Annotated in this window: 27 protein-coding genes; all 27 read right to left on the bottom strand. The window is 69.8% G+C overall.

Annotated features, from left to right (window positions below):
* Nucleotides 1-1,480: 1,480 nt before the first annotated feature.
* Nucleotides 1,481-3,301, bottom strand: coding sequence for a hypothetical protein (locus tag JOE43_RS10485; RefSeq protein ID WP_209517594.1), 1,821 nt, complete (start codon nt 3,299-3,301; stop codon nt 1,481-1,483).
* Nucleotides 3,302-3,462: 161 nt separating this feature from the next.
* A complete protein-coding gene (locus JOE43_RS10480) occupies nt 3,463-3,921 on the bottom strand; it encodes a hypothetical protein (protein ID WP_209517592.1) in 459 nt (152 codons plus the stop codon).
* Nucleotides 3,912-4,322: a hypothetical protein gene (locus tag JOE43_RS10475; protein WP_209517590.1), complete on the bottom strand. Its 411-nt coding sequence runs from the start codon at nt 4,320-4,322 to the stop codon at nt 3,912-3,914. The genes JOE43_RS10480 and JOE43_RS10475 overlap by 10 nt, the downstream gene beginning before the upstream one ends.
* Nucleotides 4,323-4,384: 62 nt before the next feature.
* Nucleotides 4,385-4,813 (bottom strand): hypothetical protein, encoded by a 429-nt coding sequence (locus JOE43_RS10470; RefSeq protein WP_209517588.1) that lies wholly within the window; start codon nt 4,811-4,813, stop codon nt 4,385-4,387.
* Between the two features lie 12 nt (nt 4,814-4,825).
* On the bottom strand, nt 4,826-5,686 hold the full coding sequence (locus JOE43_RS10465) for a hypothetical protein (RefSeq protein ID WP_209517587.1): 861 nt from the start codon (nt 5,684-5,686) through the stop codon (nt 4,826-4,828).
* 25 nt (nt 5,687-5,711) lie between these two features.
* On the bottom strand, nt 5,712-6,377 hold the full coding sequence (locus JOE43_RS10460; RefSeq protein ID WP_209517585.1) for a hypothetical protein: 666 nt from the start codon (nt 6,375-6,377) through the stop codon (nt 5,712-5,714).
* A 13-nt stretch (nt 6,378-6,390) separates the two neighbouring features.
* Complete coding sequence (locus JOE43_RS10455; protein WP_209517583.1) at nt 6,391-7,257, bottom strand: hypothetical protein; 867 nt, start codon at nt 7,255-7,257, stop codon at nt 6,391-6,393.
* Nucleotides 7,257-8,372 (bottom strand): hypothetical protein, encoded by a 1,116-nt coding sequence (locus tag JOE43_RS10450; protein ID WP_209517581.1) that lies wholly within the window; start codon nt 8,370-8,372, stop codon nt 7,257-7,259. Before JOE43_RS10450 ends, JOE43_RS10455 begins: the two co-directional genes overlap by 1 nt.
* Entirely contained in the window at nt 8,372-9,280 is a 909-nt protein-coding gene (locus JOE43_RS10445; RefSeq protein ID WP_209517579.1) for a hypothetical protein, read from the bottom strand. Before JOE43_RS10445 ends, JOE43_RS10450 begins: the two co-directional genes overlap by 1 nt.
* A 60-nt stretch (nt 9,281-9,340) precedes the next feature.
* A complete protein-coding gene (locus JOE43_RS10440; RefSeq protein WP_209517577.1) occupies nt 9,341-12,046 on the bottom strand; it encodes a phage tail tape measure protein in 2,706 nt (901 codons plus the stop codon).
* A gap of 16 nt (nt 12,047-12,062) precedes the next feature.
* A complete protein-coding gene (locus JOE43_RS10435; RefSeq protein ID WP_209517575.1) occupies nt 12,063-12,386 on the bottom strand; it encodes a hypothetical protein in 324 nt (107 codons plus the stop codon).
* Between the two features lie 35 nt (nt 12,387-12,421).
* Complete coding sequence (locus tag JOE43_RS10430; protein ID WP_209517573.1) at nt 12,422-12,721, bottom strand: hypothetical protein; 300 nt, start codon at nt 12,719-12,721, stop codon at nt 12,422-12,424.
* Between the two features lie 89 nt (nt 12,722-12,810).
* Nucleotides 12,811-13,446, bottom strand: coding sequence for a hypothetical protein (locus JOE43_RS10425; protein WP_209517571.1), 636 nt, complete (start codon nt 13,444-13,446; stop codon nt 12,811-12,813).
* A 64-nt stretch (nt 13,447-13,510) separates the two neighbouring features.
* Nucleotides 13,511-13,927: a hypothetical protein gene (locus JOE43_RS10420; protein ID WP_209517569.1), complete on the bottom strand. Its 417-nt coding sequence runs from the start codon at nt 13,925-13,927 to the stop codon at nt 13,511-13,513.
* A complete protein-coding gene (locus JOE43_RS10415; RefSeq protein WP_209517567.1) occupies nt 13,924-14,178 on the bottom strand; it encodes a hypothetical protein in 255 nt (84 codons plus the stop codon). The genes JOE43_RS10420 and JOE43_RS10415 overlap by 4 nt, the downstream gene beginning before the upstream one ends.
* Entirely contained in the window at nt 14,178-14,462 is a 285-nt protein-coding gene (locus JOE43_RS10410; RefSeq protein ID WP_209517564.1) for a hypothetical protein, read from the bottom strand. The genes JOE43_RS10415 and JOE43_RS10410 overlap by 1 nt, the downstream gene beginning before the upstream one ends.
* A gap of 50 nt (nt 14,463-14,512) precedes the next feature.
* Nucleotides 14,513-15,067 carry a hypothetical protein gene (locus JOE43_RS10405; protein ID WP_209517562.1) on the bottom strand — a complete coding sequence of 185 codons (555 nt, stop codon included), beginning with the start codon at nt 15,065-15,067 and terminating at the stop codon, nt 14,513-14,515.
* A 9-nt stretch (nt 15,068-15,076) separates the two neighbouring features.
* On the bottom strand, nt 15,077-15,265 hold the full coding sequence (locus JOE43_RS10400) for a hypothetical protein (protein ID WP_209517560.1): 189 nt from the start codon (nt 15,263-15,265) through the stop codon (nt 15,077-15,079).
* A gap of 62 nt (nt 15,266-15,327) precedes the next feature.
* On the bottom strand, nt 15,328-16,539 hold the full coding sequence (locus tag JOE43_RS10395) for a phage major capsid protein (protein WP_209517557.1): 1,212 nt from the start codon (nt 16,537-16,539) through the stop codon (nt 15,328-15,330).
* A gap of 12 nt (nt 16,540-16,551) precedes the next feature.
* Nucleotides 16,552-17,298, bottom strand: coding sequence for an HK97 family phage prohead protease (locus tag JOE43_RS10390; protein ID WP_209517555.1), 747 nt, complete (start codon nt 17,296-17,298; stop codon nt 16,552-16,554).
* Nucleotides 17,295-17,711: an HNH endonuclease signature motif containing protein gene (locus JOE43_RS10385; protein ID WP_209517553.1), complete on the bottom strand. Its 417-nt coding sequence runs from the start codon at nt 17,709-17,711 to the stop codon at nt 17,295-17,297. The genes JOE43_RS10390 and JOE43_RS10385 overlap by 4 nt, the downstream gene beginning before the upstream one ends.
* A complete protein-coding gene (locus JOE43_RS10380; protein ID WP_209517551.1) occupies nt 17,708-19,660 on the bottom strand; it encodes a phage portal protein in 1,953 nt (650 codons plus the stop codon). Before JOE43_RS10380 ends, JOE43_RS10385 begins: the two co-directional genes overlap by 4 nt.
* Before the next feature lie 16 nt (nt 19,661-19,676).
* Nucleotides 19,677-21,254: a terminase large subunit domain-containing protein gene (locus JOE43_RS10375; protein WP_209517549.1), complete on the bottom strand. Its 1,578-nt coding sequence runs from the start codon at nt 21,252-21,254 to the stop codon at nt 19,677-19,679.
* A 16-nt stretch (nt 21,255-21,270) separates the two neighbouring features.
* On the bottom strand, nt 21,271-21,630 hold the full coding sequence (locus JOE43_RS10370; protein ID WP_209517545.1) for a hypothetical protein: 360 nt from the start codon (nt 21,628-21,630) through the stop codon (nt 21,271-21,273).
* A gap of 512 nt (nt 21,631-22,142) precedes the next feature.
* Nucleotides 22,143-22,391: a hypothetical protein gene (locus tag JOE43_RS10365; protein ID WP_209517543.1), complete on the bottom strand. Its 249-nt coding sequence runs from the start codon at nt 22,389-22,391 to the stop codon at nt 22,143-22,145.
* A 2-nt stretch (nt 22,392-22,393) separates the two neighbouring features.
* Nucleotides 22,394-22,606 carry a hypothetical protein gene (locus tag JOE43_RS10360; RefSeq protein WP_209517541.1) on the bottom strand — a complete coding sequence of 71 codons (213 nt, stop codon included), beginning with the start codon at nt 22,604-22,606 and terminating at the stop codon, nt 22,394-22,396.
* A gap of 2 nt (nt 22,607-22,608) precedes the next feature.
* Nucleotides 22,609-22,812, bottom strand: a complete 204-nt coding sequence (locus JOE43_RS10355) for a hypothetical protein (RefSeq protein WP_209517539.1) — start codon at nt 22,810-22,812, stop codon at nt 22,609-22,611.
* Between the last annotated feature and the right edge of the window lie 4 nt (nt 22,813-22,816).

Genomic DNA, 22,816 nt, shown 5'->3' with positions numbered 1-22,816 from the left:
ACAACTCCACGCCGCACCCGGCACTGGGCAAGCACCGGCTGCGACGTGTCCAGAGAATCGACCGCACATGGGCACGCTGCAGTACGACCACAGCACAGTCGAAATCCCGATGGACGACCGCACCCTTGCGCACGTAAGGGTCGTTGTCATGGCTAAGCTCCGCCGGCATGAGAGCTTTGCTCTGACGTGGGAGGACGCGGCCGGGGCATCAGGTGGGTGGCACAGCGTCTGGATCCACCCCGCGGCAAGCATGCACTTCAGCTTCGTCGGTGGACGCTCACCCCGCATAAACGCGCTTTGGGTGCAGCAGTTAATGGACTCAGCGAATAGCCCTGGGGGGCTTGCCCTGATCCGGGAACCAGCTATTGCGCCCACGCTTGAGAGCAGCGAGGGCCCCGCGCCTCTAAGGGCAGGTAAAGCGTGACGGGCCAGCGTTGCCGATCCGAGCTCGTTTTGAGAAACACTTAGCTCTGCGCTTGAACTCACCTAGGCTCCGAGCAGCCGCCATAGACTCTCGCGACCTGCACTTGGAGTTACCCGTTGCTTCCAGTGTGGCCCCGGCCCGAATCGGGCATCGTGTCAGTCATGCCAGACCCGCTGGTCAGTGTCGGTCAGCAGGTGCTCTCCTACGGTGACCACAGGAAGTGCCTGCGCGCGTCCTGCTTAAGGATGGTCGCGGTCCGACCTGCACCTTTTGATTTGGCCAGCCCCGAACTGGTTACAAACCACTATCGATGTGAGCAGCGAACGTCGTACGGATAAGCAAGGCAGCAAGATTTGGGTTCGGGCCTGATCCTGTGGATTGGGGCACTCCGGCAGGGGTGCCGGTGAGCCCCAGCCTTGAGCCGTCCAAAATCCGAACTGTGCAACAGGTGGCCTTTATCTACCTCGAACTCGTGGGTAGCGTCATCATGCGGGGTACCCCGCGTGACAGAACGGGCCGATGCTGCCTCTGATCCGGTCGGCCAGCCCTGACGTCAGGCCAAGGCCGGAGCGCGCAAGAGGCTCCGGCCTTGGCCCTCCCCCAAGGTGCAGAGGAACGCTCTGTCGATTGGTGAAGTCGACGAGGCGGAGTGCTGGCGGAACCAGCGAACCGGGGCCCGAAGGTCCCGGACAGCCTCCAAGTTACTAACAATTCTTGAGGATGTCCCAAGAGTAAGACGGTTGCGTGCAAGCGGGTAGATGCCACGCGCTTTAGCGTCTGCTCCGTAAAAGCGCCACCGACCCTTCCAAAGGGGTGCGTCACGGACTGGGCCTTCGCGCTGCTCCGTTCCCCATGACGGGTGAGCGCCGGCGGTCGGGGTGAGTGTGACGTGGGAGCCGCACGACGGGTGGGTCATCTACGACGAGGGGGAACGGTTCGTCGCGCGGGAGCGCTTCTGGTCGTCGGCGGGGCCGCTGCGTGCCTGCGGTGGTGGGTTGAGCGGCGGGGGTGAACGACGAAAGGCCCCTCCGCCGAGTGGCGGAGGGGCCTTCTGCTCTATGCGATCAGGCTCACGCCGACGGCGGTGTCGGCCGGCCCTGCGCCGGTGAGGGCGCTGGGGTAGCTGCCCTGCCCGAGGCCGCCCTGCTGCCAGCCCGCGCCGTTGACGAGCTGCCCGCCGGCTGTCGCCATCGGGGCGCCGGGAACGGCGCTGACGATGCCGCGCATGACGGGCTGAGTCGTAGGTGCGGACTGGACGGTGGCTGCCAGGTAGTACCAGCCGTTGGAGAGGGGCACCGACAGTCCCGTCACGGTCTTCAGGCCGACCGTGTCAGCCGCAACCTGGCCGCCGTCGACGACGAGCGCCCCAGGGGCGCCGCCGTTGTCGGCGTAGACGCCGAGGCGCACTTTGCTCCCCGCCTCGCCCGCCGTGACGATCTCGACCCCGAGGCCCGTGAAGACGCGCGAGCCCTCGATGCGGATGGGCAGGAACGTCGCGAAGCCGTTGGGACGCCCGGTGACCTGTCGGGGGCCGGGGGCGGAGTAGTGCAGTCCGGCGACGAACTTCTGAGTGGGAACGGCGACCACCGCGGCGAGGCCAGCAGACACGGAGCAGCCCGAGGCGTTCGCGTCGATGGTGACCTGTGAAGGACTCACGGTGCCCGCGGGGCCCTGGAGCGTGAGGGCAGAGCCCGAGTTGGCCTGCTTGATGTGGATGACGCCCTTGTCGCCGGGCAGGAACGGGAACGAGCCGGACTGGATCTCGAGTGTGCGGTCGAGGAAGCCGATCTCGATGGCGTAGTCGCGGGGGCGGGCGGCGATGCGGTAGCCGTCATTCCAGGAGAAGCCGGGCTGGATGATCTTCACGCCGTTCAGAACGGACTTGTTGTTGGCGTCGTTCGTCGCGAGGGAGACGATTGCCCCGTTGCCGATGGCTTCGAAGCGGACGTGGTTGAGGATGGCGTCCTGGATGAAGACGCGGGGCGAGCCCTGGGATGCAGAGCCGGCTTCGGTGAGGGCCTCCTGCAGGATGCCGTAGGGCTGGAAGCCCATGTGCGAGTTTGTGAAACCGGCACCGTCGAAGCCCTGATCGGCGGGCATGGCGATGCCGGCCATGGTGTTGCCGTTGAGCTCGCTGTCGTCGATGAAGTAGTCGGACGTGTTCCGGGCGAGGTAGAGCCCGTAGTAGTTCGCGGTCAAGTTGCACCGGTTCAGGAACAGGTGCCCGTGCTCACTTCGATAGACGATGCCGCGGTTGAAGAACCGGATCTGCGCGCTGATACGGGTCTTGGCGTACCCGGTCACCTCAATGCCGTGCATACCCGTGGGGGGCGTCCCGAGCGTCAGAGGAACGCCCGGTGCTTCCAGACGGAAGTTTTCCGCGCGGATGAAGGGGTGCGCACCGGTGCCGTGGAGGGTGATGGCAGCAACGCCAGGGCCGAGGTCGCGGCTGACCCTCACGAGAGCGTTGTCGGACGCAAGGTTGATGTCGACGAGGCGAATAGCTGCGCTCAGAACAACGGGAAGTGTCTCGGGGATGAAGATGGTCCCCCCGGCGCCAGCTACTGCAGCCGCTGCCGCGAAGCTGGACTGGTCCACGATTCCCGAGCTTGTGCGGTAACGGGACACGTCGACGATGGGAGCGATTGCGCGCATGACTTCGTCATCGAACAGCTTGGTGGCGTCGTCGACACTGGCAAAGCTGCGGCCGGCGGGCGCTACGGCGGTCTTCGGCAGGCTGTCGAAGCGTGTCGCTCCATCACCCCAGAATGCCTCACCGGTCGTCACGTCGTAACCGGGTTCTCCGGGGCCCAGTACCGGGTTGGTCTTGAGCCAGCCGACGGTGGTGTCGCGGCGGACGAGGATGCGTGTCGCCATGGTGGTCCTGCTTTCTGCCGCCTGGCGGCCGTGAACGAAGAAGAGCGCGGGCCACCGGGTCGGTGGCCCGCGCAGGGGGTGAGGTCAGCGCCGGTTGGCGGCCTCGAGGGTCGGGCTGTAGGCGAGCAGGAGCACGACGATGCAGAGGATGACGAACACGGTCACCTCCCCTCAGCCAGCGGGTCGAGGTCGGTGCCGTCACGCATCCGCCTCACCTCGTCGGTGGAGAAGGTGCCGTCGAGGTCGTCCTCGGCGAGCAGCTCGCGGATGTGGTTTCCGATGGGCGGGGGCTCCTCGCCGCTGCCCCACGTGGAGCGCACCTGCCGGATGTACTCTCGGAATGCCTCGCGGGTCTGTCGGAGGAGGAGCCGCAGCGCGCCGAACTGGCGGCGCAGGTCGGCGATCTCGTCGCGCAGCGGCTGCGTGGCGGCCGCGATCCGGCCGTCGACGTACTCCGCGAGGGCCAGGTCGCGCGCGAGGTAGTCGACGTCGCTCGCGGTGTCGGTCTCGGCGGGCACCTCGCGGCGGGCGCGGGCCGCGGCGCGCTGGTTCTGCACCAGCACGCCGATCAGCAGGAGGATCGATCCGACGATGCTGGCGGATCCGGCGTCTACCGCCATCCGTGCACCTGCCTCTCTCGAGCGATGTCGGTCACCCGCCAGCGCGGCAGGGTCGAGATCGCGTAGATCGCAGCGGCGACGGCGGTCCTGCCGACGTCGTTGCTCGTGACGCCGGCGAAGAGGACCGCGGCCGCGTAGAGCAGCACCAGGCCGGACAGCAGCGACACCGCGTAGAACTCGAGGCGCCAGAGCCGGGCAGGCCACGCGATGCCGACGAGCGACACGAGGGACGCCGACGCGATCGCGAAGCCGAGGATCTGGGCGTACTCCTCGCCGAAGGTGTCGCGGAGGGCAGGGACGCCGCCGAGGACACCGAGGGACCCGAACGCCCACGTCGCGACGTAGAACTCCGGCAGCGTGCGGCGGAGCAGCCGCGAGACGCGGGCGTCCGCGCTGCTCACGTTGCCGGGCCCCCAGATGGACGCACGGTAGAGGCGCCGGGCCCAACCGAGGGAGGACCGCATCAGCTGGTCGCCAGGTGGTCGGGCCCCGGGATGCGGTCGACGCCGGTGACGACGAACACGTCGCCCTCCTTCGGCGCGACGACGGGCTCGGTGCGGATCTGCACGCCGAGCTCGGCGGCGCCGGCCTTGATGAACGCGACCAGGACGAGCAGCAGCTGCGACCAGGTGATCGCGCCCGTCGCGATGAAGGGCAGGGCGAGGGTGACCGCGACACCAAGCAGCTCGACGCCGGTCTTCACCTTGCCGCGCCAGCGGGTGCCGACGAGCGGGACCAGCCAGGTGGTGAACGTCGTGAGGACGAGCACGACGAGCTGCGCCAGGACGACGGGCGTGATGGGCCCGGCCGCGACGGCGACCTGCACGCCGCCGACGACGAGGACGAGGAACGAGAGGACGCTCGGTGCGAAGCGCTGCAGGACGGGGTTCATGGTGGGCTCCGATCAGGACTTGAGACGGGCGGACAGGGTGTCGGCGACGCCCTGGGTGATCTGCTGCACGACCTCGGCCGTGATCGCGGTCGAGGCGAGCGAGCCGCCAGCCTTGAGGCTCGCGGCCACGGCACCGGCGATCGCCGCGGTGTCGAACACGGCGGGGTCGGGGCGCTCGGCGGCGCGGGCGAGGATCCAGCCGGCCTCGTCGGTCGTGCGGTGCTCGACCTTGAGGCCGAAGACGCCCGCGGTGAGCCGCTTCGCCTCGTAGAGGCCTCGTCCCTGGCCGCCCTCCGAGGTCACGACGAAGCCCTCGCCGGAGGTGTAGTAGCCGGTCGAGCCGTGCCAGACGGACTTGGGGTCGTTCACTTCGACGAACGCGATGTCGGTCATGTCGTCCTCCTCGGGGGGCGGGGTCGGGGTGCCGGCGTCGCGTGCGCGCAGGAGAGCGAGCATCGCGGCGGCCATGGCGGGGTAGATGTTGAAGTGCCAGGACTCGGGGCGGGAGAAGTCCATGCCGGTCGGCAGGACCCCGTACGCGGGCCCGAGACGGCGGATCGCGGCGAGGGTGGGCCCGGCGAGGGCCTCCCCGTTCGGACCGCCGAGGTCGACGGCACTGCCGATGCGGATCTCGTCGTGCGTGGAGTTGAACGGCGTCGCGGCGAGCGGGCCGCCGTTCTTGCTGCGCTCGAAGACGATCAACTGCCGGGGCCGGGAGCGGTTGCCCTCGTTCACCGTCGCCCGGTAGCAGCCCGGCAGCTTGGCGACGTCGTCGAGGAGGGCGGTCAGGAGCAGGGCGGCGTCGGCAGCGTTCACGAACTGCTCGATGCCGCGGAGCTCGGCGTAGCGGGACAGACCCACGGATGCGGGCATGGTGCCTCCGATCAGGCTCAGGGCGTCAGGCGATCTCGCCGGCGCCGTACTCCTCGAAGTGGACGGTCCAGCGGTAGTAGGCGATCACCGAGGCGTCCGTGGTGACGTTGAGGGTGCAGGTGACGTTCGCGGGGATCTCGACGTCGAAGGTGCGGCCGACGTGCACGAAGCGGCCGCCGGGGAAGTACGAGCCGTTCTCCGCGCCCGCGCTCGAGGGGCTGGCGGAGTGCGTCTGCCCGTTCGACGTCACGACGACGCCGGCTCCGGTCCAGGACAGTGCCGGCGTCACGTAGCCCTCGGTGCCGCCGAAGCCGCCGGTGCCGTCGACACGGATGACGACGCGGCGTGCGTACGGCTTCGCGGCGAACGACCGGGACGCGGCCGTGCCGCCACCACCGACCGCGTTCTGGAAGTAACCGGCCTTCGCCGAGCGAAGCGCCCCGGGGACGCCCACGGTGACCCATGCGGCGCCCGTGTAGAAGAGCAGCAGGCCGGTGTCGGTGTCGGACCAGAGGAGGCCCTTCCACTTCTCGACGGTGGCGAGGTTCTGGCGCTCGAGCGCAGTGCCCTCGCGGTGGTTGCCGACGAGGGCGGCGTACTTCGCGATCTCTGTGAGGTCGGCCGCGTCGGCCGGGGCGCCGCCGCCGGCGTACTCCGGTTCGTTCTTCGGGCCCATGCTGTTTGAGGCCATGGCGGCAGCTCCTTCAGTAGATCGAGGTGATGCGGAGGGCCCCGGACTGAGGGTCCTCCGTGAGCGAGCGGAACTTGTTGAAGCCGCCGTGGTTGAGGCCGATGCCGCCGACGTTCGCGGCGAGCCACTGCCCGAACGCGACCGGCAGCTCGAGCCAGATGCCCGACGACACCTGGCGGGCCGTCGAATTCGACAGAGACGGCGCCCCGGGCGGCTGCGAGGGGTGAGGGTGCGTCGCGAAGACCGGGGCATCGCCGAACACCTGCGCGAGGGTGCAGTAGATCTCGATCCGCTGCACCTGCGCGGCCCGCAGGGTGTCGACGATCTTCGTGCCGTAGAACCAGGCGCCGAGGGTCGACGCTGAGGCCCACACCTGACGCTGCTTCCAGTTGCCGCCGCCGAACGTGCCCGCATCGAGCGCGAGGAACGTGTCGACGTGCTGCGTCGGACCGGCGGTCTGCGCGGGTGGCGGCTCGACGACGGGCGGCGGTGACGACAGGACGTTCATCACGGTCGCGCCGCCCTGCCAGTAGAGCGTGACGATGCTGCCCGGGACGAGCTCGATGCCTTCCGCGATCGTCGCCGAGACGTCGCCGATGTCAGTGCCGACGATCGCGCGGCCGTCGACGACGTCGAGCACCTCGCCCTGGCCGGGCTTCGACAGCGCCGACCCAATGAAGTAGAACCGGCCGTTGATCGCGACGATCCAGACCGGCTCGTTGACCTCAGGCCGGTAGGCCGTCATCGCGCGCGCGTCGATCCGCTCGGGCCCGATGTCGAACTGCATCCGGTCCCGCGCGAACGACACGAACGTCGCCAGGTAGGTGTTCACCGTGGCCTTGCCGTCGAGGAGGCCCTGGACGACCGCGACTTCGTCCATCAGGCGACCTCCATCGTCAGCGTCTGCGTCGCGGTGTCGTCGCGGTCGATCTTCTTGATCCGACCCGTGAACGTCTCGGCCGGGTCGTCACGCTCGACCACGACGACGTCGCCGACCTCGCGGAGCGGGTTGAACTTCTCGACGACGGGGACCTCGACCGCGCGGAGACTCGAGACGCGCGGGGCGAGCTGCTGCGCGTACGCCTCTGCCTGCTCGACGGTGGTGATCTTGTCCGAGCTGTAGAAGTACGTCGCCCGGCCGAATGGCGACACCGTGCCGTCAGCGTTCGAGGCGCGCAGCGGGCCCTCGGTGAGCTCGACGACGGCGAGGATGACGCGCTGGTCGGTCGATGCGGACCGGATCGCTACCCGGTTGTAGACGCGCTCCGCCGACATGGAGCGGCCGACGTTGACGAGGGTGCCGCCGTCGCCGCGTCGGAGCCTGTCGACGGGGGCCGGCCAGACGTTCGGCCGCTGCCCCAGCGACCCGTCGGGCAGCGGGTGCGGCACCGCGTCGAGGACGTCGGCGAGGTCGTAGACGGCCTCGAGGCGGTCCTCCTCGTACGCGACCCCGGACGGGATCGGCCGGTCGTCGACCTGCCGGGTGATCTGCAAGCCCGTGAGCCGGCCGATCTCCGTCAGCACCGACTCCTGCTGGGGAGGCGAGCTCGGGAGGTCGAAGCGGTCCCGCTGCACGCGCACGAGGCGGTCCTGCAGGGCGAGCTTCACGGTCGAGCCGACGACGATGCGTCGGCCCTGGAACACCGCGGACGCCTCGTAGCTGTCGGACGGTTCCGTGATCCGGTACCAGCCCATCGGGATGCGCTCGACGAACGGGCCCGCCTGGACGAGGACGTAGACCGCGAGCTCCGCGCCGAACGGTGCGAGGTAGTCCGCGGCCGTCTTCGGGACGATCGTCTCGGCGAAGTTGCCGGAGTAGGTGACCGTGACCGTCCCGGTCTGCTGCACCTGCGCGTCCCCGTCGTCCGTGAACGACGGGGAGGAGATCGGCAGGTCAGCGAGGCGGCGCACGCCGTCGTAGTACAGGTCAGCTACCCAGCGCCGGTGGAACGAGTGCGTGAGCACCTGACGGCACTGCTCGGTGTGGATCCGCATCAGCCGGCCAGCCCTGCGAGCGAGTAGTCGCGGTCGCGGTCGAGGCGGGTGAGGTACGCGGCTGCACGCGCCTCTCTCGTCGGGTAGGCGGCGTCGATGTCGTCCCTGGACAGGATCGCGGTCACGAGGCCGGGAGCGGGCGGCTGGGCCTCGTCGGAGACGAACTGGAACCGGACGGCGGTGCCACCGTTCGCGACGTCGACGTCGAGCTCGTGCAGCTCGGGGACGGTGCCGAAGAAGACCCTCGGGATGCGCATGGGGGGCGGCGTGCGGATGCAGAGCACGGCGACGTTCGAGAGGCCGTACCCGCCGAGCATCGCCTGGAACGTGTTCGCCTCCTCCTGCGTGGCAGTCATCAGGTCGAACGTCAGGCCCTCGATGCCGCGGCGGGTCTGTCCGACCCATGTGCCGACGGACGCGCCCTCGGTGTAGACGAGCTCGCCCGGGGTGCTGCGGGTGACGTCCTCGGCGGTGGCCTGCAGGCGGATCGGCCACACGGCCAGCTCCGGGTTCAGCGGCTGGTGCACGCACGTCGACGTCACGTCGAGGAACGTGTCCGCGGAGCCGGTGAAGCCGAGCGATGCGGTGCCCGCCTGGTCGGCGAACATCTCCGCGCGGTACGTGATCGGGACACCGAAGGGCGCCTCGAAGTCGACGACGGTGACACCTCCGACGGCGTAGACGCGTACGCCGCCTCGGACCAGCATCGAGCGGCCCTCGGCGAGGCGGTAGATGTCGACGTACACCGCGTCGGGCAGGATCTCCGTCACCGTGACCTCGACCCGTTCCACCGGGGCCCGATCGAGGCGGGGCACCAGCTCGACGTTCGTGAACACCGACGCGGCGTTGCCCCCGTCGAGGGTGCTGTCGAAGACCGATGCCGCGTTGCCGCCGTCGATCACCTGCATGAGGACTCCCTTAGGTCGAATGCCGAAGGGGCGGTGACCGGGCGTACCCGGTCACCGCCGTTACTGCTTGCCCCGCTGGCGGCCGGTCGACAGGCCCAGCGCCTTCGACTGCGACGCGGAGGCCACCTCGTCGCGGGCGACGACCCGGGTCAGCGCGAGGATGCTGCCGTCCTGGTCGACGAGGGCGATGCGGTCGGGCAGCCCACCCGCCGGCGCAGCGACCACGGGGGCCTGCAGCGCGCGGAGGGACGCGGCGGACGCGCCCCTCGGGAGGAACGCCGACGCGCCCGTGGCGGTGAAGCCGATCGCTGCGCTGAGGTCCACCTGTCGCTCGTCGAGGTCGCCGAACGCGGCGTCGAGGATCGCCGAGCCGGACTTCTTGACTCGGGTCCACCCGGCGCCGGAGAACGGCCCCCGGTCGGCGGGCGAGTTCGGGAATAAGCCCTTCGCGAAGTCGAGGACCCCGCCGACGGCGTCGCCGACCTTGCCGACCATGGCCTTGATGCCGTCGATGAAGCCCTGGATCAGGGCCCTGCCGGAGGCGGCCAGGGTGGAGCCGAGGTTGCCGAGGGCGTCAGCTGCCTTCCCAGGCAGCTCGGCGACGAACCGGATCGCGGTCTGCACCCCGGTCGACACGGCACCGCTGACGGCGGACCAGGCCCCGGACACGATGCTCGTCAGCCCGTTCCACGCGGCCGAGAAGACGGCCTTGATGCCGTTCAGGGCGGTCGAGATGACCGACCCGACGATCGCGAGGGCGCCTGTCACGACCGACTGGATCAGGTTCCACGCCCCGGACACGATGTTGCCGAGCCCGGCCCAGACCTGGGACCAGTTCCCTGTGATGACACCGGTGACGACCTGGATGATGCCCTGCACGATCTGCAGCGCGGCCGTGATGATGTCGACGATCACGCCGAACACGGTCGTCACGACTGGCAGGAGGGCCGAGATGACGGGCACCAGGACGCCGATGATGGTCGTGATGAGGGGTGTGATCGCTGAGATGATCGCCCCGAAGAGCGGCACGACCGCGGAGAGGACCGGCGCAAGGGCACCGATCAGCTGCACCACCAGGGGCGCGATCGCCGTCACGAGGCTCAGGATCACGGGCACCAGGGGCAGGACCGCGGTGAGGACCGAGGCGATCAGGCCGGCGACCATGCCGAGCACCGGTGAGAGCGCTGCGAGGGTCGTCGTCAGGACGCTGCCGACGGTCGCGGCGAGCAGGCCGAGCTGCGGGGCGAGCGTCGTCAGGGCCCCCGCGAGCACACCACCGAGGGTCGTAGCGACCTGCAGGATCACGGGCAGGATGCTGACCAGCGTCGACGTGAGGGTCGACGACAGGACGGTGACCACCGGGGCGAGGGCCGTCAGGAGCGACTGCAGCACGGTGGTCAGGGCCCCGCCGAGGGTCGTCGCGAGCTGCGTGAACGCCCCGAGGAGCGTCGGCAGTAGCGGCTGGATCACCCCGAAGATCAGGGCAAGCGGCGAGAACGCCTGCCAGACCTGCAGGACCGAGGTCACCAGCGGCCCCAGCGCCGTCCCGAGGGATGCCAGGAGCGGTCCGATGGAGCTGCCGACCGAGGCGAGCACGGGCCCGAGAGCGGCACCGACGGACGAGAGCAGCGGCCCGACGACGGCGAGACCGGCGGTCAAGCCCTCGGAGATGACGGGGGCGAGCTCGCGCGCCTTCGTGGCTACCTCGGCCATGGCTCCTCCGGCGAGGTTGAACACGGCGGTGGACAGCGGCTCGAGGGCGGACAGGGCGTTGTTCTTGACGAGGGTCCACGACTCGGCGAAGTCGGCGGTCTCGGCCGCGACACCGAGGATGGTGTCGCCAGAGAGTCCCGCAGCGCCCACCAGGTCGTCGAGGGCGAGGGTGCCGGACTGGATCGCGCCGACCAGCTGGCTGGCGCCCTTCGTGCCGAAGACCTTCCCGGCGAGGTCGATCGCGGACGCGGTGTCGCCTGCGCTGATGAAGCCCTCGAGCTGGGTGATGACACCCTCGAAGGCGGCCTGCGGCTCCTGCCCATCCTTCGCCAGGGTGACGAGGGACTTCGACAGCGAGCCCATGATCGCGCCGGTGTTCAGACCGGCCTTGTCGAGGGAACCGGCCAGCGCTGCAGTCTCGGAGAACGAGAACCCGAGGTTCTGCACCGCGGGGGCGTTCTTCTGGACGGACGCCGCGAGCTCGTTCATGCCGACGCCGGTCGCCTGCGACACCTGGAACAGCTCGTCGAGGGCACCGGATACGGCGTCGCCCTCGATGCCGAAGGCGGAGAACGCGGCGGTGGTCGACTGGATGTCGACCTCGGTGCCGAGGATGCGGCCCGCCTCGAGGTACTGCGAGGCGACGGTCGTCAGGGAGTCGCCCGAGAGGCCCAGGCGGGTGTTCAGGTCGGCGACCGCGGTGCCGGCGTCCTCGAAGCTGGCGGGGACCGACGTCGCGACGTCCTTCGCGACGTCGGACAGCCCCTGCAGCGCTTCACCCTGGGCGCCGGTGCCGACGCGGATCGTGTCGGTGACGTCGTCGAAGATGCTGCCGACCTTGTAGAGGCCGACGAACGACCCGACGAGGGCGGCGCCGATCGCCGCGACGGGGAGCGCCGCGATGAGACCCGCGCCGAGGGTCGCGCCCGCAGCGCCACCAGCGGCGGTGCCTGCGGCGGACGCGTCGGGGACGAGCGAACGGGCGATCTCGCCCTGCGCGCCGCGCATCGAGGGGACGAGGGAGATGTAGGCGGTGGCCAGCTCAGTAGCCATGCGGCCACCGCCTTTCTCATCGACGGGGCGACCACCCCAGGAATGCGTCGAGCTCGTCGAGCTCCATGACGGTGGTGCCGCCGACCTTTTTGTCGGCGCCGGGGCGCTTCATCGGCTTCGGCCGGGAACCCTTGCCGCCGCTGCGCTGCCAGTTGCCGCCTGCGATGAGGTCGACGAGCAGGTACAGCAGCTGCGTGTCGAGCTGCGCTGCCTGCGCGACGTCGTTCCCGAGCGCAGCCCGGGCGTAGGCGGACGTCGTCGGCGACCAGAGCATGAGCGCGCGCAGGTCCAGCCACGAGAAGCCGGGCGATCCCAGGTCATCGAGGGATCGCCCGGCCATGAAGAGGTCGTAGCGGAGGGCCTCCTCGTGTTCGTCTAGGACGTGGAGGAGGCCGAGGATTCCCCCACGGTCAGGCCCGACGCCTCCGCCCAGGCGCCGTAGAACGCCTCGATCTGGTCGAGGCCCTCGAAGTGGTCGACGAGGCCGGGGTGGTAGTGCTCGAGCAGCGCGTAGACGCGGTCGATGCGGTTCGAGGTGGCGTCCATCTGCCGCATGAGCGACGGGCGCATGAACTGCAGCTTCGGGACCTTGTAGGTCTTGCGGTCGCCGGGCATCTTGAACGACCACTGGTTCTGGTCGATGGACGCCTTCGACGGGGGAACTTCGAACGTCACGGTGGGACTCCTTCGTGGGTGGGACTCCGGTGAGGGGTGACAGCGGGCCGGGAGGAGTCCCGTCGCCCCGGCCCGCTGATCGGGTGCGCCTACTTGCTGGGGGCCGGCGCGGTCTCGGTCGTCAGCGACGCGATGTTCGCGGTCGTGACGAGGGGGGTCTTCTTGCCGTCGTCGGTGAGCTCGTAGATGAGCACGCCGTCCTCGTCGGGGTAGGCCGAGAGGGTGACGTCGCGCACGGCACCGTCGCTGTTCGAGTACGGGGTGTCGCCCGTCTCGGTGATCTGCCCGTCGGGGACGTTCACCTTCAGGTGCGCGTCGCCGTCGGCCATGTCGAAGCACCACGCGAGGTGCGGCGCCTCCTGGCCGGAGACCTTGACGACCATCTGCTCGCCGTGCTCGGCCGTGGCCGCGGTGACCTTCACCGCGTTCTCGCCGTAGATCGCGCGAGCGCCGACGGGGTTGAGGTACTCGAGGAACTGGAACGCGAGCGTGACGGCGAAGCCCGTCGTCGACCGCTTGACGGTGAGGCCGCCCCACTCCTTCAGCTCGTTCGTGTCGCGCGACTCGCTCTTCGTGACACCGTCCTCGCTGATGTAGCCGGCGCGGATGAGCGCCGGGTCGAGCTCGGACACGGCCGTCTCGGGCAGCGGCGTGCCGAGGGGACCGCAGGCGACACCGCCGGCGGCGACCGGCTTGCCGTTGATGACGCGGGATGCGTTGTTCATGGTGGGGGCCCCTTTCCGGGCAGCGTGAACGACCGCCCGGGGCGGCCATGGTGTGGGGAGGGAGCTACGCGACGACGCCGCGGAGCGACACCGCGTACGTGGCGGTGGATCGTGCCTGGTCCGTCGTCGGATCGGGCAGGTCTTGAGGGAGGGCGAAGACCTCTACGCCGGCGCAGGGCGTGCCGCCCATGCGGAGGTTCCGGCCCGCGGCGAGAAGGATCGCGTGCGTGACGTTCGCGAGCTGCGCGGCGTCGCCCGGGGTGTCGGCGTACGACTCGACAGCGATCGTCGGTGTGACGTGCGCGACCGTGCCCTGGACGCCGCCCACGGCCCGCAGGCGGACGAACTGGCGCGGGCGCTGCGCGGGGACGCTCCCGCCCGCCCGAACCCTCTCGTAGCCGCTGACAGACGGGAACGCGGCGTTCAGCTCGGCGGCGACGACGTCGACCGGATCCGGCGGGACGATCAGCTCGGCGCTCACCGGCCAGCGTCCAACGCGCTAAGGAGGGTCCGATCGTTCGCCTCCGCCCGCATGGCCTCGAACGAGGCCGTGCGGATAGATGCGCGAGCGCGGGTCGCGCCGACACGCACCTCGACCTCGTAGTCAGGCTCGCCCCCGGCCGCCGCGGCGATGCGGTCCGCCCGGGCGCCGAGCTCGTTCTGGACCTCCGGCGACTTCAGGATCTCCTGAATCGCACCGGGGGTGATCTCGATGCGGACGCTGCCAGCCATCAGCCCTCCCAGCGCTTCGTAGTCAGTCGCGTCGACTCGAGGACGCCAGTCGGTGACGGGAGCCGCAGAGGCTGGCCGACGACCTCGTGCTCGATGCCGTCGATGCGGACGTGATCGGTCGCGAAGATGTCGGCGCCGGCGGGCGCGTCGACCGTGTAGCCGGTCAGGACGGCCGTGCGGGCGTCCAGGTTCTCGGCCGAGGACGTCGGCTCGTACCAGCAGCGATCGATGTCGCGCTCGAGGGGCGCGGCCGCGTAGTCGATGACTGCGACGCCGCGATCCATCCTGAGCGGGTAGCGGAGACGCGTGATCGTGAGCCGCGCGAAGGAGGCCCTCACAGGTGCCACCCCAGCCGGTACGGCGCGAGGGCATCCTGCTCGTGCTGCATGAGCACCGTGCCACCCGCCACACCGGCCGCCGTCGTCGCCCAGACGATCGACGACGCGAGCGACTGCTCGCGGACGATGCCGAGCGGAGACCCGAGGGCCCGTGCCGCGACCTGCAGCGTGAGGTCCTTGATCGTGGCCGGCACGGCGTCGAGGCCGTGCCGGTACGCGATGACGAGGCCGCGGCGGCGCGTCGACCAGCGGGGGCCGAACACCTGCCCGGTGTCCTCGTCGAAGTCGAGCGCCCCCGCGTCGAGCACGGTGCCGTCGTTGACGACGGACACGAGCTCCGTGAGCTTCCTCGTGGGGAGGAACACGGTGTCGCGGCCGCCGGCGTACTGCACCTGATCGACGACGGGGGCGATGTGCCAGCCGCAGTGTTCGCGGATGACGAGGGAGGCCGCGGCGAGAGCCTCGTCGAGGAACGGGCGCGTCTGAGGGATGATCCCCTCGGTGCGTGCCTCCATGTCCTCGGGCTTCGCGAACGAGTCGAGCTCTGCCACGGTGGCCTCCTACTTCGTGTCGGCCGCGCGGGCCTTGTTCCGCGGCGGTGTCTGCTGCTTCACCTGCGCGTCGTGCTGCGCCTCGAGCGCGGCGAGGTCCGCCGCGAGGGCGTCGTCGACGAGGACGGCGCCCTTCGGCACCTGGTCGGTGTCGAACTGGTACGTGCCACCGTTGTGGCGGTACTCCTTGAGCCCCATGGGGACTCCCTTCGATCAGGGGTGGAGGCGGGGCCAGCCCGAAGGCCAGCCCCGCCCGAGGATCACGCCGGGGCGACCGACGAGAAGGTGACCTTCGCGAAGCCGGCGGGGCGGCGCACGGCGAGAGCGAGACGCTCCTCCGCACGGATCGTCACGCGGTTGTACTCGAAGTCGTCGACGTCCGAGTTCGTCGTCTCGACGCGCACGCCGCCCTTGCGGATGACGGACGCGGCCTGGCCGTAGGCGCCGACGAGCGCGGTGCCGGCAGCGATCGCCGGAGTCACGACGGTGCGGAGGCCCCAGACGGGCGGCTGCTGCACGATGCCGCCCTGGCCGTACTCGCCAGCGAAGAAGCCGCCGCCGAAGTACTGCCCGTTCCCGTCCTTCGACAGGCGCAGGGTCTGGTAGTCGGCCGGGTTGATGACCAGGCCGTCCGCCTCGATGCCGCCGTTCAGGCTCACCGCGGTGATCGCGCGGAACACGGCGTCCGCGTTGTCGGTCCGGTTCGCCGACGCGACGACCTGCACGCCCGAGCGGTTCAGCAGGCCGCGGATGTTGCCACCCGTGCCCGTGCCCGACAGCAGCTGGTTCTCCTCGTTCAGACCGAGCTCGTACAGCAGCCGGTTGTTGATCGCGGAGACGAGCCACGGCACGTCCTCGAGGATCTCGTCGGACTCCTTCAGGAAGCCGGCGATCTTCGCGAGAGCCTCGGTGACCGGGGTCGGGTCACCGAAGTGCAGCTGCGGCTTCTTGCCGAGCTCGGCGACGTTGGCGAAGCCGCCCTCGATGAGCGCGCCCTCGACGAAGTACGTCAGCGCGTTGCCGCTGATCGTCTCCGAGCCGAGGAGGTCCGCGACCGTGAGGCGACGACGGACACCGGTGACGATGTTCGTGTCGATCGTGGTCAGCGCCGGGGCGACGACCGTCGGGATGGACTGCGCGTCCGTGGCGGCCTTGAACTCCGGTGCGGACACCGAGAAGCCCTTCTGGCCACGCGCGACGCGCAGGGTGTCACCGACGGCCTTGGCGAAGTGCTCGCCCAGGGTGCGGGCGGGAGCCTTCTCCTGGGGGTCCTCGTCGACGGCGGTGACCGTGCTGAAGCCCTTGAGGGCGTCCTGACGCTCGACCTTCGCGACGAGGTTGGTGACGAGGTCGGACTTCGTGCGCGCCTCGGCGAGCTCGTCGTCGGTGACCTCGTGGCCGTCGGCCTTGAGCTTGGCGATGAACTCGCTCGCGTCCTTGCGGGCCGCGGCGAGCTGTTCCTTGAGACCCATGCGGGTTCCTTCCTAGATGAGGGACAGTTCGATGGATCGCAGCTCCGCGGTCGAGCGCCGCAGCTCCTCGGACTTGGCTCTCGCGAGCTCCTCGTCCTTGGCCTTGGCGTCGCTGGCCTTGCTGTCGTCATCGCTTCCGAGGGCCGCCGTGATGACGGCCCCGATTGCCTCCTGCGCGGCGCGCAGGGAGTCGATGTGCTTGGACGCGAGCACGCGTCCTTCCTTCACGTCGGCGGTCAGCTGGTCAGTGACCGCCTTGACCGCCACGACGCTGGTGTCCTGGTTCGCGCCGATCGGCACGAACGAGAACTCGTAGACCTTCAGGCGTCGCAGCTCGTTCGCCGTCTCCCCGTCACCGAGGTCGACGACACCCTCCTCGAGCACGTCGAACGCGAAGGACAGCTGGTTCAGGCGGCCACCCTTGACGAGGCGGTACACCTGCGGGCCCTTCGGGGAGTCGAGGTCGAACTCGCCCTTCACCCACCAGCCGTGCTCGTCCTCGCCCATGTCGAGGGCGCCGGCGACGTAGAAGTCGGGGTCGTCGAGCCGGTGCCCGAAGAGGCCCGGCAGCGTGTTGCCCGAGTCCTTCCACTCCGCGATCGTGTCGAGGAACGCACCCGGGGCGACGACGTCGCCGTACGAGTCCGGCGTCCGCGTGAACGTCGACGGGTAGACGAGGAACTCGCCCTCCTTCAGCCCGTCCGCCGGCCCTGCCTTCATGCGCAGGACCGGCGTGGTCGTCTTGATCTTCGTGGTCATGCCGACTCCTTCAGCTGGACTCTCCGCAGCCGGGCGGCGTCTCGTCGGCATGGCCGGCAGGTGCGTCGCCCTCGGTAGAGGTAGGTGGTGCTCTCGTTGAACTGATGGCCGCGGAGGCAGTGCGTCAGGGCCGACTCGGCGGCGTTCAGGGTCTCGCCACGCTGCAGGTTCACAGCCTGCGGAACAGCCTCGAGATGGCTCGGGCGCACGCAACGTCTGTTGCGGCACAGGTGGTCGATGACGAGGCCCTCGGGGATGGCGCCGTGGTGGAGCTCGTAGGAGTACCGGTGAGCGAGCGTCGTCCCGGGGGCGTGGAACTGGCCGTATCCGTTGCGGAGGAGACTCGCCTGCCAGTTCCAGCACCCCTCCCCCATGTCGACCTTGGGCCAGAACCGCCGTTCAGCGTCCTTCACGAGACCGTCACCTCCACTACACACGTGCACCCCGCGATGTCATCGACGTCGAGCGCGCTGGCGTCGCCCGGCCACTTGGCCCCGTTCGAGAAGTCGGCATCCGCCGCAACGGTCTCTCCATCCATTGCGGAATGGGCGGCTCGCGGATTGGACGAAGTCACGCGCCACGTCTTCGTCGCCTGGCCCGGCGCGACCTGCTTCACGGACTCGACGGCCGCGAACGCTGCCAGCCCCGTCGCCAGGGTCTGTCCCGCCTCTGCAGAGCGTGCGTCCTCGGACACGTCGAACACGTTCCGCAGTGCGTCCTGCGGCTCGTCGGCGTCGAGCGCGGCGTCGAGCTGCGCCTTCGTCGCCCGGTTCACCCCGCGCGCCGTCGACGCCGCCACGGCGGCGAGGTACGCGCGCGTGCGCTCCGTGTCGTAGGCGTCGGGATCCAGTCCCGCGCTGCGCAGCGTGCGCCGCCCCACGGTCCTGGTGAGGGCCGTGGAGTTGCCGAGCAGATCGTCGGCCAGCTCCTCGTTCCATCGGTCCTCGTCCCACCACTCAGGGGCCTTCGCGCCGAGGGCGGAGAGGACGACCCGCCGCTGCCGCTTGAAGAACGCCGAGAACGTCTCGCCGAGGTCGGCGACGTGCTCCTCGTCCGGGGGCTGCTCGTCGGCCTTCACGCGCACGGTCTGCGGTGCACGCCGCTGCACCAGCTCGGCCAGGGCCGCGAGGGTGCCGATCGGGGTGCCGCCGTCCTGCGGGGACGCCTGACCGCCGATGAGGACGTTCAGCGGCGTCACCAGCTCGTCGCCGCCCTCGATCGCCGGGAGGTTGTTCCGCGACCGGGCCTCGTTCCGTGTCATCCACGGGGACCCGGTCGACGTCGACAGGACCGCCGCCTGCTCCTCGAAGGAGCCCTGCAGCTTCTCGCCGATGTTGAACTCGACGTAGACCCCGTCGTCGTCCGTCAGCTGCGGCACCAGGAACGCGTTCAGCCGGTCCTCGATCTGCGCGATCAGGGGGCCGAGCGTCTCGGTGTAGAGCATGCGACGGAACTCGCGGACGTTCGCGAAGTTCGCGTTGTCGAGCTGCCCGATCATCGTCGGGTTCACGTGGTAGACCGAGGCGACCGTCGAGATGGCGAGCTTCGCAGACTCGATGTACTCCTCTTCGCGGGCCGTGAAGCCCACGCGCTTCATCTCGATGCCGTCCTCGAGCAGCGGCGTCCCACCGGCCTTCGCGCCCGACGCCACGTACTGCGCGAACGAGTCGCGGAACCGGTTCCGCGCGGCCGCATCCCAGGCGGGCGCCGTCGCGGGACGGGTCAGGTACGTGCCAACACGGCCGCCGCGCTTCCACATCTGCAGGCGGAACTCCTGCGCGCTGATCTGCTCGGCGAGGGTCTGCTTCAGGGCGTCGATCGGCGGGGTGCCTGTCGTCGTCGAGAGCGGCGACCACCCGGTGAACGCGATCATCGCGGCTGCCGGCACCTCGAAGCGGGCCTCGCCGGGAGGAGCGATGATCCACTTCTCGGGGCCCCAGAAGTCGCCGCCGGACTTGCCGATGACCCACGGTGCGGGGACCGAGCGGATCGACCAGCCCGAGGGCGCGTCGTCGTCAGGGCCGAGAGCCCAGAAGGCACGGTCGTACAGGTCGAGCATGGCGACGAGGTCGTAGACCAGCTCGTACGTCGTCTGGTGCGCGTTCGGCCGGCGGAGCAGCTGAGCCACCGGGTTGTCCCGGACTCGCTCGCGGCTCTCGCCGTCGCGCTGGAATGTGTGCAGACCGAGCTGCGCGACGTTCCGGGCCCGGAACGACACGACAGACCGCAGCGCCGGCTGCGTCCGCCACATGTCCTCGGGGGTCCGGTTCAGCACCGAGCTCGTCAGCTGGTTCACGTACTCGATCGGCACGTTCGGGCGGATCTCGTTCGTCACGCCGCGGATGAAGTCCAGCAGTCCCACGGCGCCTCCCAGCGTTCTAGAACACGAGCACGCTCGCGTCCTCGTCGTCGTACGCGGAGCCGCGCGGCTCCGGGTTGGTGTTCAGCAGCCACAGCGCACCGAGCGCAGCGACCAGCGGGGCGGCGTCCTCGGGCGACTTCTGCCGGTCGATCGCCCACCCGTCGCCGAGGGGCTTCACGAACGCGGACGTCGCGGCGATGTCGAGGACCGGCTGCGTGCCGTGCGTGAACACGACGCGGCGCGCCTCAGGGTCGGGGTCGACGGCCTGGCGGATCAGGTCGAACATGACGCCCGACGCTCGCGAGAGGTCAGGGCCGCCCCACTCGGTGATTCCGATGCCGGCCTTCTCGAAGTCGGGGAGCAGCGACCCGACCGGAGCACCGCGGCCCTGGAGGGTCACGAAGTCGGGCTCGATCTTCCGCTGCGGGGACATGAGCCACGGGATGACCCACTCGGTGCCGGCGCGCGACGCGGCGATCTCGACGCGAGCCCGGCCCTCCACGTCGTAGAACGCCAGCGCGATGTGCGTCATCTGCCGGTTCCACGACGTGTCGATGCAGTACGTCGCCAGCCGCTCGGTGTCGCGCACGACGCGCTCCACCCTGGTGGCCTCCCAGCCGCCCGTGGGGAACGGTCCGCTGCCGGTGCTTGTCACGAACTGGCACAGCACCTCGGTGCGGAACTCCTGCTCGGGGTCCTCAGCGGCCGACGCGGCGATCGCACGCTCGTCGAGCTGCGTGTGCCCCATCGACGGGTTGCTCTCGACCCAACCGTCGCGGTCCCAGACGCCGCGCGGCTTGCCGTCGACCTCGCCGGCGGACCACTCGAACAGGCCGATCGACCCGGAGTGGATCTCGTCGTCGGGGACGCCCTCGAGGGGCTCGCCCGTGATCGCCGCGAGGGCGACCTTCCGCAGGTGCCGGAGCACCACGGACTGGTTGTCGCCAGCGTTCGAGACCCCCCACACCTGAGCGCGACGCCGCGCGAGCGTCGTCTTCGCCGTCGCCGACCACGCCTTGAAGTCCTGGTGCTCGCGGAGCTCGTCGAAGATGACGAAGTCACCCCGGAACCCGCGGCCGCCGCGACGGTTCGCCGACGCGATCTTGAACTGCTCGCCGCCGTCGAGGAGCAGGAGCTGCGAGCCCTTGCCCTCGTGCTTCTTGTCGATCTCGTCGGCGAGCTCGGGGATCGCCTCAGCGACGTCGACAGCCTCCTGCCACGCCATGCGAGCGTGCTCGAGCGACGCGTGGGTCTCGAGGACCATGCGGGCGCCGTCCTGGAACAGCCGCCACAGGATCAGCACCGTCAGCACGGTGCTCTTCCCGTTCTGCCGCGCCACGAGCAGCAGCACCGTCCGGAACCGCGGGACGAGGTCCTCGCCGGGCAGCAGCTCGAGCGTGTGGATCAGGAGCCACCGCTGCCACTCCAACAGCCGCGGCATCAGCCCCAGGTAGTCGAGGTCGTCGCCGGCGGCCCGGTTCGCATCGAGCTCCTCGAGGCGATCGCGAACCCAGTCCGCGAACTCGATGACCTCGAAGCCGAGAGACGTCTCCGGGGTCAGCTCCCGCAGCGGACGAGTCCACAGGCGAGGCATGACCGACCCGAAGCGCCTACCTCGTGCGTCGGCGCGGTGCGGGACGCTCGAACTGCGAGACGTTGCCGGTCGTGCCGGTGGCCGCAGCGTGTCCGTCATCGCTGCCGCCCTTCTCCTCGAGGATGCGGCGGGACCGCAGCTCGCGCTGCAGCCGCACCGACGGGGTCGCCCCCAGGTCGTTCAGCACCCGCGACAGCGCACGGTGCGCCGCACGAGCCGCCGCACGCTCACCAGCCGCGTTCGACGCGTCTACGTCGTCCGCGAGCTGCCGGGCCTGCTCCTTCGACGCCTCGTCCGACAGCGTCAGCCACCGCGCGGCCGCGATCGCAGCATCGACGGCCTCACGCATCGGCCGCAGCTCAGGCACGTTCGCCACGTGCGCACCAGCCCCAGCCTTCTCGCCCCGCGCCTCACGCTCCTCAGCACGCTTCCGCCGCATCCGCTCAGCAGCAGCAGCACGACGCTCCTCCGGTGACTGCGGCATCAGAACCTCCTCGTGCTGCGAACGCGAACACGACGTTCGCGTGTGCGCACCCCTCGATGGGGAAGATCACTCCCGGCGAATGGTCCTGGCGTTCTGTGGCTGGCGATGTGACCGCCCCTACCCCTGGTGGGTGGGCTCGATGTCGATTGGTGCTTCGGTTGCGGTGTGCGGTGACCAGGCGATGGAGTACATGCCGTGCTCTGCGCTGTGGTCGCCCTTGTGCTTGCGTCTGAGGTCGCAGCGGATCGTGCCCTCGGGGGCAGTGGCTACTGCTGGGCACCGTCGGTCGCGGAAGGGTCGTGCGTAGGTGCGTGGTCTCGTGTGGTCTTCGGGGACGGTCATGGTCACTTCCCTAGGCGTGAGGTCGGCTGCTTGCCTGATGCGGTGAGGCCGCACGTCTGGCACTAGGGTGGCTTGCCGTCCCGGTGCTGCTTCGGCTGATGGTCGTGGTCAGCCGGTTCCTCGCGGTCGAGTGCATCGGCCGCGTCTCTCAGCGCCTGTGCCAGTGCTGGCTGCACCGGGCCGACCGTGACGCCGGGGCTGCCGTCACCCATGGTCGTGGTCACGGGAACGTCGACCGTGAAGGTGGCTACCTCGTGCCCGTTCATGGTGATGGTGCCTGCGACAGCGGTGGTGCCGATGCTGGCGGCCATGGTCACTCCTCGTCGTTCGGGCGGGCGGGGTGCGAGGTGTGGTCCACCTCGACCTTGTCGGACAGGAGCGTGAGGGTGACCCGGTCCAGGTCGTGCCTTCCGTCGGACAGGTCGACGCTGATGGTCCCTGCCTCGACGTACCAGGGCAGCTCCTGCCCGTCGATGAGGATGCGGTGGTCCTCGATGCGGATCGTGCCCGCAAGCTTCGGTGCCACGGTCAGAACCTGTCGACCTGCTCGACGCTGACCACGTCGACGGTCCAGCCTTCGCGGGCGCACATGGCGACGGTGTCGGTGGTGGCCTGCTCCTCGGTCTCTGCCTCGCGGGAGAACACGTCGGCGTGGTCGCGGGGTTCGTCGGTCCGCTGCACGGTGACCCGCCACTTGAGGACGGGGGGCTGCTTGCTGAGGGGGATGCTCACGGGG

Origin of the sequence: Frigoribacterium sp. PvP121 (assembly GCF_017833115.1) — a bacterium.
Taxonomy (GTDB): Bacteria; Actinomycetota; Actinomycetes; order Actinomycetales; family Microbacteriaceae; genus Frigoribacterium; species Frigoribacterium endophyticum.
The sequence above is the reverse complement of the archived record's forward strand: the minus strand, read 5'-3'. Positions and strand labels throughout refer to the sequence as shown.